This is a genomic window from Rhizobium sp. BK379 (assembly GCF_014193955.1).
Lineage (GTDB): Bacteria > Pseudomonadota > Alphaproteobacteria > Rhizobiales > Rhizobiaceae > Rhizobium.
This window is the reverse complement of sequence record NZ_JACIAD010000001.1, coordinates 1,202,470-1,215,358: the sequence shown is the minus strand read 5'-3', so window position 1 is coordinate 1,215,358 and position 12,889 is coordinate 1,202,470. Positions and strand designations below refer to the sequence as shown.

General features: G+C 62.8%; 17 protein-coding genes. 10 read left to right on the top strand and 7 right to left on the bottom strand.

What is annotated here, in order from left to right; genetic code table 11:
* Positions 1–24 precede the first annotated feature (24 nt).
* Complete coding sequence (locus FHT93_RS06320; protein ID WP_183846720.1) at positions 25–1,257, bottom strand: metallochaperone AztD; 1,233 nt, start codon at positions 1,255–1,257, stop codon at positions 25–27.
* A 302-nt stretch (positions 1,258–1,559) separates the two neighbouring features.
* Between FHT93_RS06320 and FHT93_RS06315 the strand changes: the two genes are divergently transcribed.
* A complete protein-coding gene (locus FHT93_RS06315) occupies positions 1,560–2,618 on the top strand; it encodes an NAD(P)-dependent alcohol dehydrogenase (protein ID WP_183846718.1) in 1,059 nt (352 codons plus the stop codon).
* A 6-nt stretch (positions 2,619–2,624) separates the two neighbouring features.
* Here the strand turns inward: FHT93_RS06315 and FHT93_RS06310 are convergent, their stop codons facing one another.
* On the bottom strand, positions 2,625–3,524 hold the full coding sequence (locus FHT93_RS06310) for a LysR family transcriptional regulator (protein ID WP_183846716.1): 900 nt from the start codon (positions 3,522–3,524) through the stop codon (positions 2,625–2,627).
* A 176-nt stretch (positions 3,525–3,700) separates the two neighbouring features.
* Here FHT93_RS06310 and FHT93_RS06305 point away from each other — a divergent pair, with 176 nt between their 5' ends.
* Together FHT93_RS06305 and FHT93_RS06300 are read left to right on the top strand one after the other, a co-directional pair.
* Positions 3,701–4,045, top strand: coding sequence for a YidB family protein (locus tag FHT93_RS06305; RefSeq protein ID WP_018115045.1), 345 nt, complete (start codon positions 3,701–3,703; stop codon positions 4,043–4,045).
* 79 nt (positions 4,046–4,124) lie between these two features.
* Positions 4,125–4,583: a hypothetical protein gene (locus FHT93_RS06300; RefSeq protein ID WP_112969463.1), complete on the top strand. Its 459-nt coding sequence runs from the start codon at positions 4,125–4,127 to the stop codon at positions 4,581–4,583.
* A 43-nt stretch (positions 4,584–4,626) separates the two neighbouring features.
* Here FHT93_RS06300 and FHT93_RS06295 read toward each other — a convergent pair whose 3' ends face one another.
* The 5 genes from FHT93_RS06295 to FHT93_RS06275 form a co-directional block, all read right to left on the bottom strand.
* On the bottom strand, positions 4,627–5,247 hold the full coding sequence (locus FHT93_RS06295) for an ATP-dependent Clp protease proteolytic subunit (RefSeq protein ID WP_112969464.1): 621 nt from the start codon (positions 5,245–5,247) through the stop codon (positions 4,627–4,629).
* A 46-nt stretch (positions 5,248–5,293) separates the two neighbouring features.
* A complete protein-coding gene (locus tag FHT93_RS06290; RefSeq protein WP_183846714.1) occupies positions 5,294–5,665 on the bottom strand; it encodes a hypothetical protein in 372 nt (123 codons plus the stop codon).
* Complete coding sequence (locus tag FHT93_RS06285; protein WP_183846711.1) at positions 5,662–5,976, bottom strand: metalloregulator ArsR/SmtB family transcription factor; 315 nt, start codon at positions 5,974–5,976, stop codon at positions 5,662–5,664. Before FHT93_RS06285 ends, FHT93_RS06290 begins: the two co-directional genes overlap by 4 nt.
* Positions 5,977–6,029: 53 nt before the next feature.
* The gene (locus tag FHT93_RS06280; RefSeq protein ID WP_183846709.1) at positions 6,030–6,320 is read right to left on the bottom strand and encodes a hypothetical protein; all 291 of its coding nucleotides are present in this window, start codon (positions 6,318–6,320) and stop codon (positions 6,030–6,032) included.
* Positions 6,321–6,465: 145 nt separating this feature from the next.
* A complete protein-coding gene (locus FHT93_RS06275) occupies positions 6,466–7,365 on the bottom strand; it encodes an AraC family transcriptional regulator (protein ID WP_018115051.1) in 900 nt (299 codons plus the stop codon).
* 169 nt (positions 7,366–7,534) lie between these two features.
* On the opposite strand from FHT93_RS06275, the gene FHT93_RS06270 reads away from it, so the two are divergent.
* From FHT93_RS06270 to FHT93_RS06240, 7 genes are all read left to right on the top strand, one after another.
* Complete coding sequence (locus tag FHT93_RS06270; protein ID WP_183846708.1) at positions 7,535–8,488, top strand: aldo/keto reductase; 954 nt, start codon at positions 7,535–7,537, stop codon at positions 8,486–8,488.
* A 284-nt stretch (positions 8,489–8,772) separates the two neighbouring features.
* On the top strand, positions 8,773–8,949 hold the full coding sequence (locus FHT93_RS06265) for a hypothetical protein (protein ID WP_162733363.1): 177 nt from the start codon (positions 8,773–8,775) through the stop codon (positions 8,947–8,949).
* 170 nt (positions 8,950–9,119) lie between these two features.
* On the top strand, positions 9,120–9,395 hold the full coding sequence (locus FHT93_RS06260) for a hypothetical protein (protein WP_018115055.1): 276 nt from the start codon (positions 9,120–9,122) through the stop codon (positions 9,393–9,395).
* Between the two features lie 102 nt (positions 9,396–9,497).
* Positions 9,498–9,905, top strand: a complete 408-nt coding sequence (locus FHT93_RS06255; RefSeq protein ID WP_113115021.1) for a hypothetical protein — start codon at positions 9,498–9,500, stop codon at positions 9,903–9,905.
* A gap of 84 nt (positions 9,906–9,989) precedes the next feature.
* Positions 9,990–11,360, top strand: a complete 1,371-nt coding sequence (locus FHT93_RS06250; RefSeq protein WP_183846706.1) for a PepSY domain-containing protein — start codon at positions 9,990–9,992, stop codon at positions 11,358–11,360.
* A 10-nt stretch (positions 11,361–11,370) separates the two neighbouring features.
* Complete coding sequence (locus tag FHT93_RS06245) at positions 11,371–12,288, top strand: copper uptake system-associated protein (RefSeq protein ID WP_183846704.1); 918 nt, start codon at positions 11,371–11,373, stop codon at positions 12,286–12,288.
* Positions 12,285–12,884: an SCO family protein gene (locus FHT93_RS06240; RefSeq protein ID WP_183846702.1), complete on the top strand. Its 600-nt coding sequence runs from the start codon at positions 12,285–12,287 to the stop codon at positions 12,882–12,884. Before FHT93_RS06245 ends, FHT93_RS06240 begins: the two co-directional genes overlap by 4 nt.
* Positions 12,885–12,889: the final 5 nt, after the last annotated feature.

Sequence of the window (12,889 nt, the reverse complement as noted above, 5' to 3'; positions counted from 1 at the left end):
AAGTGTGTCGGGTCCGAGGCCGCCTTAGTGACTGGCGCCCGAGCCGCCGGCGGCGACAAGCGCGAAGGGCTGGCCCTCGATGGGGATCGTACGCATTTCCTTCAGCGTCTGCGTGCTGATGAGGCGAATCAAGCTGTGGCGAGGATCGCTGATGGCGATATCATCGCCGGCCACGGCCAGCCGCGGACGCGGATCGCGCCAATGGCCGTCCTTGCTGTAGGGCTCGGTCACGGTTTCCGATCTGACGATCTCGCCCTTGACTGTATCGAGCAGATGCAGCCTGCCATCTTCGGTGAGGATATAGGCATTCTGAAACTTTGCCGGATCGAGCACAAAATCGACGCGCCGCGTTGGAAGGTCGATGATGCGGTAGGGTGCGTCCGTATTATCAGGATCGATCAGCGCCAGCTTGTCCTCTCCGTAATTGCCGAGGAAGAACTGCATCGAGCGGCCGCCGAGCAGCGTCGCGACCTTGCCCCGCGGCAGCGATGCGCCATAGGCGAGCATTTCCACGCTCGGGCCTTCCGCGCCGCCGGGGCGGGCGATGAGCACGCCTTCCTCGCAACCGAAGGCGACGAGGCGGGCGGAGGTTGCCTCGCCATGCAGGCCGGTGCAGGGCGCGACATCGCCGATCTGCCGGCCATCCCGGTCGAGCACCCGCAGGCCCAGGCGTGGCGGCAGTTCGCCCTCCTTGACCGGCGCCTGCATGTTCGGCACGGAGACCAGCAGGTGATTGCCCATCGGCACAGCGACGCCGTGATGGGCGGCGATGGTGTTGACAGCTTTCGGCTCCGGCTTTTCCTGCAGCAGGCTGCTCTCCTTCAAGAGATCGAAGCGGTCGGTGCGATCATAGAAGATCGCCACGTCATCGCCATTCGTCACCACATGGCCGGGCTTCTCGCCCAATATCGTCGTGCCGATCAGCTTGGGTGGCGCCACCTCGAGATCGCGATGCTCCCCATGATCGGAAAGGGCAATGCCGGTATCGATGGCATGAACGACATTCTCTTCGCCCTGGACGGCAAAGAGCGTGCGCCCGGTCTCGCTCAACGACAGGGCGGCATAACCCTTGAGATCGAAGCGGCCGATCTCTTTCCCGCTCGCAAGATCGATGGCGTGGACGACCGGCAGGCTGTGATCAGCCACGAAAAGCCGCCAGCTCTCCTGCTGTTCTTCCTCGGCGCGGGAAGCCGAGGGCAAGGCGGCGGATGTGAGCGCAGTGGCGACTGCGAAGATAGCGAAAGGGTGCCGGGACATGAAATCTCCTTTAATGTAATAACATTACATAACCGTTGTTATAAAGTTACATTTGTCTTGTCCAGTCGCGGCTGTCGGATTTTTGAGAAATTGGGGACGCCGGCCGTTCGATGTCTGGCTGGCTTTTCATCATGACCGGATAGCGGTGTATGACGCAGGCCATCGATAAGCGATTGCTGAGCGCAACTCACAAGCCTTTCCCGCATTCCTCGTCTAATCCGGATAATCCATCGACGCTATATCCCATCCGGCACAGCTTCCGGTGTCCGTCAGCTTTCAACAGCCTTGCAAGGGATAAACCATTGAGAATATCAGCATTTGCCGCAACCGATGCGAATACGCCGTTGCAACCTTTCTCTTTCGACCGCCGGGACCTGCGTCCCGAGGACGTGGCGATCGATATTCTCTATTGCGGCGTCTGCCATACGGACCTGCACATGGCCCGCAACGACTGGGGCTTTTCGGCCTATCCGGTCGTGCCGGGCCATGAGATTGTCGGGCGGGTGTCTGCCGTCGGGAGCGCCGTTTCACGCTTCAAGACGGGCGACAATGTTGCCGTCGGCACGATCGTCGACAGCTGCATGGAGTGCCCCAACTGCCGGCGCAACGAAGAGCAGATGTGCTACAAGGGTGTGACCGTCACCTATAACGGCCAGGACCGGGTGACGGGCGAGACCACCTATGGCGGCTATTCAGATCATATCGTCGTGCGCGAGGAATTCGTCCTCAGCGTGCCCGACGGGCTGGACCTTTCGCGGGTCGGCCCACTGCTCTGCGCCGGGATTACCACCTATTCGCCGCTTCGCACGTGGAATGTCGGCCCTGGCAGCCGGGTGGGCGTGATCGGGCTCGGCGGGCTCGGGCATCTCGCCGTCAAGTTCGCTTCGGCGCTGGGGGCTGAGGTGACTGTTCTGACGCGCTCGGCTGGCAAGGCCGCGACGGCACGCGAACTCGGTGCCGACAAGGTGCTGCTGTCGACCGATGCCAAGGCGATGGAAGCTGCCGCCTTCGCCTTCGACGTGATCATCGATACCGTGCCTTACGAGCATGATCTCGGCCCCTATCTCGACACGCTCGATTCCGACGGCACGCTGGTCATTGCCGGCTCGCTGGTCGATACGCCGAAATTCAGCAATCTGCCGCTGATCAGCGGGCGTCGGCGCATTGCCGGCACGCCGAGCGGCGGGATCAGGCAGACGCAGGAAATGCTGGATTTCTGCGGCCGCAAGAACATCCTTCCGGAATGCGAGATGATCGCCATGGGCGATATCGCCAAAGCCTTCGAGCGGATGGAGCGCGGCGATGTGCGCTACCGTTTCGTTATCGACATGGCAACGATGCCGGCGGCGCAGGCGGCCTGACGTCGCTTACCGTTTCGGGATGGCGCGCAGCGCTTCCACGAAGACCGAAAGGGCCGGCGGCATCTGTCGCCGGCTCGGATAATAGATGGAATAGCCGGTGAATGGCGGGCAATAGTCTTCCAGCACGCGGATCAGCCGGCCGCTTCTGATATGCTCGGCGGTAAAATCCTCGAAGACATAGACGAGGCCTGAGCCTGACAGCGCCGCTTCGACCATCATGTCCGAATCGTTGACCATGAAGCTGCCCGAGACCTTCACTTCGATATCGCGGCCGTCCTCGGTGAATTCCCAGGCATAGGCGCCCCCTACAGAGGTCATGTAATAGGTCACGCAATCGTGGTCGGCGAGGTCGCGCGGGGTTTTCGGTATCGGATAGCGGGCGAAATATTCCGGCGAGCCAACGATCGCCGCGCGGATATCGGGCCCGATGCGCAGGCCCACCATATCCTTGTCGATGCGTTCGCCGAAGCGAATGCCGGCATCGAAGCGCGAGGCGACGATATCCTCGAACCGATCGCCGATGATGAGCTCTACGCGGATATCCGGATAGGTGCGGTGAAATGCCGGCAGGATCGGCATGACGAGCGATGTCGCGGCATGTTTGCCCGCGGTGATGCGCACGGTGCCGGAGGGCTTTTCCCTGAGATTGCCGAGTTCCTGCAGGCCGCGATTAATCTCGGCAAAAGCTGGCTGGAGGGTAAGGAGCAGGCGCTCGCCAGCCTCTGTCGTGGCCACGCTACGGGTGGTGCGGGCGAGCAGGCGCATGCCGAGCCGCTCCTCCAGCTGGCGCATCATGTGGCTGAGACCCGAGGAGGAGATGCCGAGCCGGGCGGCGGCCCTGGTGAAGCTGCGCTCCTCGGCAACGATGAGGAAGGCGGCGAGATCATCGAAATCGTGACGCTTCATTGCTGATCTGCCTTCAGGAGTGAAAGGGAATGCGGCGGCTGCCTCACATATTTAGGGCAGGGGCGAGGGTGCCTGCAAGATCGGTGCCCGGTGCGACCCTTGGTCCTGCAAATCCGCAATGACACTAATTTGACTCCGTGCTAATGTAGAATTTGCTGATGGTCGGAGGAGTAACCATGAGTATTTTCGATGGCTTAGGCGGCGTTCTCTCTGACGTGCTTGCCGGCAGGCAAGTCGATTACGTCGCAGTTGCAACCAGAATATTCGACAATGCCGGCGGCCTGCAGGGCATTGTCTCCCAACTCAATTCGGCGGGTCTCGGCCAGCAGGTTTCATCCTGGATCGGCACCGGCCACAATCTCCCGGTATCGGCAGAACAGATCGAGGCAGCCTTGTCCTCCGATCAGCTGCGCGACCTTGCCGCCAAGTTCGGCGTCAACACCGACGAGGTCTCCAAGCTGCTTGCCGAGCATCTGCCGCAAGCGGTCGATGCCGCAACGCCCAATGGAACCGTTTCGTAAGCCTGGAAGATGCGGGGCCACGGTGATGCGCGGCCCCGATGACGTGCGTGCCTTGACTGCCCCCAACCGAGGATATCCCATGATTGCGAGATTGCTTGTGCCCGCTTCCGCCGGAGCGTTGATTGCCGCCGCCTTCTTCGTCTCTCCGGCCTCTGCGCTGACCATGAAGGAATGCAGCGCCAAATATCAGACGGCCAAGGCCGATGGCTCGGCCAAGGACATGAAGTGGAACGATTTCCGGGCGAAATTCTGCGGCGCGGATGCGGCCGCCGAAGATGCCGCCGATGACAAGGCAGTCGCCGCAACGACGGACAAGGAGCCCGAAAAGGCGACGATGAAGGCGCCCAAGGGCGTGACCATGCCGAAAGCGATCGACAAGAAATATGCCAGCGAAACGCCCGGCAAGGGCCGGCTGCATACCTGCGTCGACAGCTACCATGCCAACAAGGATGCCGGCACGCTGAACGATCTGAAGTGGATCCAGAAGGGCGGCGGCTACTGGAGCCTCTGCAATACGGCGCTCAAGGCCGGCGGCTGAGGCTTAACCGAACGGAGTCGATGTCATCGATAGATGGCATCGACTATTCCGGCATGGCCTCCGTCGGTTCTTCGCGATCCTGCAGAATACGGTCGATGAGGCCCCATTCCAGGGCTTCCTCGGCCGTCATGAAGCGGTCGCGGTCCATCGCCTGTTCGAACTCATCATAGGATCGCCCGCAATGCTCGGCGTAGAGGCCGGTCATGCGCAGCTTGATCTTCCGGATTTCTTCGGCATGGATGAAGATGTCGGACGCCTGTCCCTGGAAGCCGCCGAGGGGCTGGTGGATGAGGATGCTGGCATTGGGGAGTGCCGCCCTCTCGCCCGGCTGGCCGGCCATCAGCAGGAAGGAGCCCATCGAGCGCGCCGTTCCCATGCAGAGCGTGTGCACCGGTGCGCGGATGAAGCGCATCGTGTCATACATGGCAAAGCCGCTGGTGACGACGCCGCCCGGCGAGTTGATATAGAGATTGATCGGCTTCTTCGGGTTTTCCGCTTCGAGGAACAGAAGCTGGGCGCAGACGAGGGCGGAGACCGTGTCGTTGATCTCGCCGTTCAGAAAGATGATCCGCTCGCGCAGGAGGCGGGAGTAAATGTCGAAGGATCGCTCCCCTCGGGAGGATTGTTCGACGACCATGGGGACGAGTTGCATCGCTTCGCGCATCGGCGAACTCCAATTTTCCGGTGATTGATGGGAGAGGCCTGCCGCGTCAGGCGGCGAGCATCATGGTCCGGCTGTTGCCGTTGGCGACCGATTTCCTCAGCTGCTCGACAGTGGCGCCGGTCAGCTCGTGGACGATCCGCAGACTGGTTCCGCCGGCTGCATTCGGCGCGATCGTGAAGGTGACCGTGCTTTCGAGGTAGGGCGGGGCATCGTCGCGCAATCGGTAGCGGATTTCCTTGCCCGGCGTCTCCGAGACGGAATGCGGCTCGGCAAGCGCTTCCTTCGGCAGCCATTTCTCGCGGAATTCCGCAAAGCTGATCGCCCGCCAGACCTTTTCCGGCGGCGCATCCAGCTCGTATTTCTGTTCGAACCCGGTTTGCGGCGCCCCGGCCTGTATCTCGGCCTTCATCTCGTTCATTGGTCCATATCCTTCAGCAAGAGCTTCAGAGCATCGATACGGGCTGGCCAGTAGGCGCGGTATTTCGCCAGCCATCGGGCGATGAGGGCAAGCCCCTCGGGATCGACCTCGTAATTCACGAAACGGCCCTCCTTCTGTTCGCGCACCAGCCGTGCCGACCGCAGCACCGCGAGATGCTGGGACATGGCCGGCTGGCTGATATCCATGCCCTGGCGAAGGGTGCTGGCATTCATGCTGCCGTTCGCCAGCTTTTCGAAGATCGTGCGGCGGGTCGGGTCGGCGAGAGCGCGAAAGATATCATGTTCCATCATGACAACACATAAGCATAGACTTATGCGATTCGCAAGAGGCCGAATGGACAGGCTCACTCAGCGCAGTGCAGCTTCTGTCCGGCGACATCCAGAATTTCCTCCGCCATCTCTTCGCTGGTCGCGATGCGCGCCAAGGTCAGCGTGCCGACGAGCGTGGCGAAGGCGGCAATTCCCTTGCGGCGGCTGGCTCTGGTGCCGGAAGGGCCGGAGCGGGCGAGTTCGCTGCCGAGGGAGGAGATGGGGCAGGAGGGTACGGCCTTGCCGCCGGCCCGGGCGCCTTCGATATGGGCATTGACGGCCTCGTCGAAGCCGGCCTCGCCGCTGACGATCGAGGCCTTTGTCACCCAGAACCGCGCGGTTTTCGAGCCGACGGCCTAGGGCCTGCGGTCAGGGCCAAGCATCGCTTGCGGCGAAGCCGCCGGGAAGTTCGCCGCGGTCGCGCCCAACGAGCCCGGTCGCTCGAGCGGCGGATGGCCGCTGGAGCCGAACTCAAGCGACCACGGCCAGGCCGGGCGAAGCGCGCAGTCGGGCTATGTCGCGCGCCGGCGGCTCGCCAAAGTGGCGGCGATATTCGCGACTGAATTGCGAAGGGCTCTCGTAACCGACGAGGAAGGCCGCAGTCGCGATGTCCATGTCCTGGACCAGCATCAGGCTGCGCGCGTCCTGCAGACGGAGCTGCTTCTGGAATTGCAGCGGCGTCATTGCCGTTACAGCGCGAAAGTGCTCGTGCAGGCTTGAGGGACTCATGCCGACTTCCGCGGCAAGCCGCTCGATGCTGAAGCGTTCCCGGAAATTCTGCCCGATCCAGGCGATGGCGCGGCCGACCTGGGCCACCCGACCCTGGCTGGAGGTGATGTAGCGCATCCTGGCGCCATCAGGGCCGGCAAGCAGGCGATAAAGAATTTCCTGCTCGGCAAGCGGCCCGAGCACGGGCAGCGCCGCCGGATCGTCGAGCAGGCGCAACAGGCGCAGCGCCGCGTCGAGCAGGCCGGCGCCGGCATCGGACACGGTCTTGCCGATGGGCTGGAAGGGCGTCCCCGGCGGCGGCGGCACGCGCAACGCCAACTCCCCCAGCATGACCGGATCGAAATCGATGAACAGGCAGAGATAGGGCTTGTCAGGCGTCGCCTCGACAACCTGGCCCGTCACCGGCAAGTCGTAGGTCACGATCCCATAGCGGCCCGGTGCATATCTGAATACGTGGCTGCCCAGCGTGACCTCCTTTTGCCCCTGGGCGACGAGGCACAGTTGTGGCCGATAGACATTCGGCATCGGCATCGTCACCGTGGAGGATCGAGCAAGCGTCACACGTTCGATCGGGGTGGCGTGGAAGCCATCCTTCGAGACGTGCCGGGCAATCAACGCGGAGATTTCGGTCAGTATTTCCATGAGGCGACCATTGCATATGCACGGAAGGGCGGCAATGCGAGCCGCAGCTTCTGGAGGATCGGGCAGTAATCCCGGCGTATCGGGCTAACGGTGCGGCTTCGCTGCGCATCATGATGTCCGCACTGCCCGGGTCACAGCAAACCTGGCGGCAGAACAAGCAGGAGCGAACATGACATCAGATAATCTGAAGACCCCCCCGGTCGCACTGGGGACCTGGGCCTGGGGCGACAGCGGCGAGGCTGGCCACGGCTATTTCGGCAGCCCTTTGAGCCGGGCCGGCCTGGAAGACATTGCCGACAAGGCGCATGCGGCCGGCTTCACCCTTTGGGATACCGCCATGGTATACGGCATGGGCCGTTCGGAGACCGTGCTCGGGGAGGTCCTGAAACGCTACGCCCGCAGCGACTACCAGCTCTCGACGAAGTTCACCCCGCAGGCCGCGGGGACCGGCGACGATCCCGTGGCAGACATGCTGGAGCAGAGCCTGGCGCGCCTCGGCACCGACTACATCGACCTTTACTGGATTCACAATCCGGCAGATGTGGCGCGGTGGACTCCCTGCCTGATCCCGTTGCTCAAGAGCGGGAAGGTCAAACATGTCGGCGTCTCGAACCACAACCTCGGCGAAATCGAGTTCGCCAACCGGATCCTCGGAGAGGCCGGGTTCCGGGTCGAAGCCATCCAGAACCACTACAGCCTTCTTTACCGCGGCTCCGAGAATGCCGGCATCCTGGACTACTGCCGCCATCAGGGTATCCCGTTCTTCGCCTATATGGTGCTCGAACAGGGAGCCCTCAGCGGCAGATACAGTCCGGAGAACCCGCTGCCCGAAGGCAGCAACCGGTCGAAGGCCTACAATGGCATGCTGTCCCAGCTAAAGGCGCTGACGGACAAGCTCGTCTCGATTGGCCAGAGTCAAGGTGCGGCAGCTCCAGATGTCGCGACAGCCTGGGCGATCGCCAAGGGCGCGACGCCGATCATCGGCGTCACCAGGCCCGACTATGTCGATGGTCTGGCCCGAGCCCGCACCATGACGCTCTCCGGCAACGATATAGCAGAACTGGAAGCGCTTGCTGACGCCGCCAACGTGAACACTCGCGGCTGGTGGGAACAGGAAATGTGAGTTGAAGGGCAGGCTACGGCAGGCCCCGGTCTTTTTTCAAGGGCAGCGCGGACAGACCGCGCTGCCGGGCTCGATCGGCCCGCGGCGGCGGATCTTTTTCTGCAACGGCAAGCTGGTCCGGGAAATCGGCAGGAAGCAGGCTTTCCCTTCGAAATGGCTTTTGAAACTGATGAGGCGGCCGAGGTTCCCGCCGGCCGGAAAGAGATCCCCTCTCTGGAACATTGCAGCTCCGGCCCCGTTGGGTTCGTCATGAAAGCCTGTCACGCAAGTCGGAGGATGAGACCATGACAAGTCCTGTCACAGCCATCAGGATCCTGGCGCCGGAACCTCCGTCGGTCCCCGTTCCGCCACCCGGAAAACCCGCTCCGCCCGTCAAGGAGCCCGCGCCGGACAAGCCTGACAATGACGAACCTTCGCCCGATCCCGGCGAGGGCGGGATACCCGTGGAGGCAGCGCCATGACGCCGGCAGCAAAATATCAGGTCAAGCATCTGTCGATCTATATCGGCCTGATCGTGTCGGTCGCTGTCGTCATTACCGTCGGCGCATTCATCGCCGCCGGCTGAGAGGTTTTCTGGAACAAAGCTACGGCGGGGCGGTTCGGCTCGATCATCATCTGTGGGAGCATTGTCATGACCGGACATCCGCAAGGCGCGAATTTCGCGCTTGTGCCGTCAGGCGAGCCGAATATCTTCCACCTGACTGTCGAAGGCCAATATGTCGGAACCATCGCCGGCAGCAGCGAGAGCCTGTCGATGGCAAAACCCTGGGGGTGGCGCCTGCTGATTGCCGATGGGACGCTGGGCGATCTGCCGCTGGCCGGCCGGTCGCACAATATCGACGAAGCGCTGGCCGATGCCAGGCACGCCTACGAACGGCATCGGGACGAGCTTTCGCATCGCATGTGAACCGTTCTCGCTGCGGCGAACGAATGTCGCATTGAGCTTTCCCGCGGATGCCGCTATCACGGATTCGATGCTGAGGTAGGGGCCTTTCGGCGCAGGGGAACGATGCAACACCGTCTGAACGGGATCGAGCAATGGCTGGTGCGCATTCTGTGCACCATCGCGCTCGTCTTCGTCGGTCTTGCACACCAGATTCCCGCCGCTGCCGAAAATGACCTGAGCCCTGCGGCGCTTGCCCAATATGTGCTGCCCGACGGTACGCTGCCCACGCTTTGCGTCACCGTCACCGACGACAGTGGCAAGGAACACGGCAAGATCGCGCATCTCAATCCGTGCGAAGCCTGCCGTATCAGTGCCTCCGTCGTGCTGCCGCAGCCTGCCGATATCACCGGTGCGCGGATTGGCTTCACGGTTGCCGTCGAACTGCCGCGCCGCGTCGAAGCCTTTCATCGCGAGCTTTTCCCGCCGAATACGGGGCCGCGTGCCCCGCCTGCCAATCCGATCCTTGCCTGAACCCGCATTGCGGCACGGGCCGTGATGCCTCCTGCAATCATGGCCGGGCTGTATTGAGCCGGCCGAGGATCCGGATCTACTTCCATGTCTATCATCACTGCCACTGAGGCAGAGAACGCCGTCTCGGGCGTTTCGCTCTATCGTGCGATCTGGCGCTGGCATTTTTTCGCCGGCCTGCTCGTCATTCCCTTCCTGCTGAACCTTGCCATTACCGGCTCGCTCTATCTCTTCAAGGACGAGATCAACAATTCGGTCTTTGCCTATCGTTACGTCGTGCAGCCTGCAGGCGAGCCGCTTGCGCCGCAAAGGATCGCCGATCTGGCGGCCGCAGCCGTACCGGGCTCGGTTGCGAGTTCCTACAAGGATCCGGCCGGGCCTGACCGGTCGGCGATCGTCACGGTGTCTTCGGATGCCGGCTCGACGCTGGTCTTCGTCAATCCCTATGACGGCAAGGTGCTGGATACCGTCGGAACGACCGAGGAATTCAATTATGTCGTCAAGCGCATCCATAGCCTCGCGCTCTTCGGGGGCATGCCCAACAAGCTGATCGAGATCACCGGCGGCTTTGCCATGGTGCTGGTCGTGACCGGCATCTATCTCTGGTGGCCGCGGCGGCAGGCGGGCGGGGTGGTCACCGTGCGCGGCACGCCCTCGCGGCGGGTCTTCTGGCGGGATCTGCATGCTGTGACTGGCGCATTTGCCGGCATCCTGATCTTCTTCATGGCGATGACGGGCATGCCCTGGTCCGGCTATTGGGGAGCCAATGTCAATGCCTGGCTGACGAGCCACGATCTCGGCTATCCGATGCAGCTCTGGGATGCCGTGCCGAAATCGCAGAAGGTGACCGAGGATATCCTGCCCAAGGTCGGCTGGATCGTCGAGAAGGCGCCGGTGCCGCTGTCGGAGATTGCGGCCGCACAGTCGAAGAAGCCGATCGGGCTCGATCGGGCGGTGGAGATTGCACGCAGTCTCGGCATGGCGCCGGGCTTCGATCTTGCCATTCCCGGCAGCGAGAGCGGCGTCTATACGGCGGCGATCTATCCCGACGACCTGACCAACGAGCGCACGCTTCACATCGACCAGTATTCCGGCAAGCCGCTCATCGATCTCTCCTTCGGGCAGTATCCGTTCCTCGGCCGGGCGATCGAATGGGGCGTCAACGTGCATCAGGGGCAGGAATTCGGGCTCCTCAACCAGTTGCTGATGCTGGCGACCTGCCTCGCCATCATTCTCTCCTGCGTGACCGGCATCGTCATGTGGTGGAAGCGGCGGCCGGCGGGCCGGCTCGGCGTGCCGCCAATGCCGCCACGGCGCTCGGTTTATTTCGGGCTATGGGCCATCGTGCTCGGCTTCGCCATCGCCTTTCCGATGAGCGGCCTCACGATCCTGCTGATGATCGCCCTCGACCAGACGGTGATCCGCTTCGTACCGCCGCTGAAGCGCGCCTTTGCCTGAGGAGGGGATGATGAAGACCTTAGTTTCTCTCGTCCTTGGCCTGCTGATTGCGACCGGTGCGGCGGCACAGGATACTATCCGCATCGATCATGCGGCCTCGCATTCCATGGTGCCGGGCGCCAAGGTCGGCGACGGCTATCTCGTTATCACCAATAGCGGCGGCGAGCCGGACCGGCTTGTTGCCGCAAGCTCGGATCGGGCGAAGACCGTGCAGTTGCACCAGATGACCATGGCGAACGGCATCATGACCATGCGTGAGCTGAAAGGCGGACTCGCCATTCCGGCCGGGCAGACAATCACGCTCGCGCCGAACTACCACCTGATGTTCCAGGACGTGGCCAAGCCCTTCAGGCAGGGCGAGACGATCCGCGCGGTGCTGCGCTTCGAGAAGGCCGGTGACATCACCGTCGATTTCGCCGTCGGCAAGATCGCCGGGCCGCTCGACGATGTCGGCGGTGCCGGGGGCATGGACCATGGCAGCATGGACCATGGGGCGATGAATATGCCTGGCATGGAGGGCATGGACATGTCGGGGCCGCCGCCTGAGGAGGCGATACCCGAGACGCTGAAAACCATGTTCGAACGACCGGACAAGCCGCTGACAATCCTGCCCGTGGTCGTCAGGAACGACTGGGCGATCGCCGGCTGGCAGCAGGATGGGCGCGGCGGCCGCGCGCTGCTGAAGAAGGGCCATCATGGCTGGAGCATCTTTCTCTGCAGCGGCGACGGCATCCGCGAGGCCGCAGCGCTGGAGAAGGCCGGGCTTTCGGCTGACGATGCCAGGGCGCTGGCGGCGGATCTCGCCGATGCCGAGGCCAGGCTCGACCCCAAGGTGCTGGCGACGTTTGCAAGCTTCGAGGGCACCGTCATGATGGCGGCCGAGGCAGGCGATGCTGGTCAGGGCGGCCATGAGGGGCATGGGCAATGAGACAGAAGAGCCTTGCCATCACGGGCCTTGCCGCAAGTGCGGCCTTCGTCGGCGCGCTCGTCGCGCTGATGGTTTCGCTCTATCTTTCGGAGCCGAGGACGGGGCCTTTCGACCGGCAGTTTTCGCTGGTCGACGACAGGGGCAACGCGGTCGACCAGTCGATCTTCCGGGGCCATCCGGCACTCGTCTATTTCGGCTATACCCATTGCCCGGAGGCCTGCCCGACGACGCTTTACGAGGTCGCCGACTGGCTCGGCACACTCGGTGATCAGGGCAGGGCGCTGAAGGCCTATTTCTTCTCCATCGATCCCGAGCGCGACACGCAGGAGGTGATGCATGATTATGTCACCGCCTTCTCGAGCCGGATCATGGGCATTACCGGCACGCCGGAAGAGATGAGGAAGGTTTCGGACGGCTGGTTCATCCATGCGGCGAAACTGCCGTCCGAGGACGGCAATTATCACATGAGCCATACGGTTTCGCTGCTGCTGATCGGCGCCGACGGACGGCTGAAGGGGTTGATTCCGTATGGAACTGATCGTGACGAGGCGCTGGCGAAGATCCGTGATGCGTTGCTGGGCGGAGGAGGCGCGTGAGATGG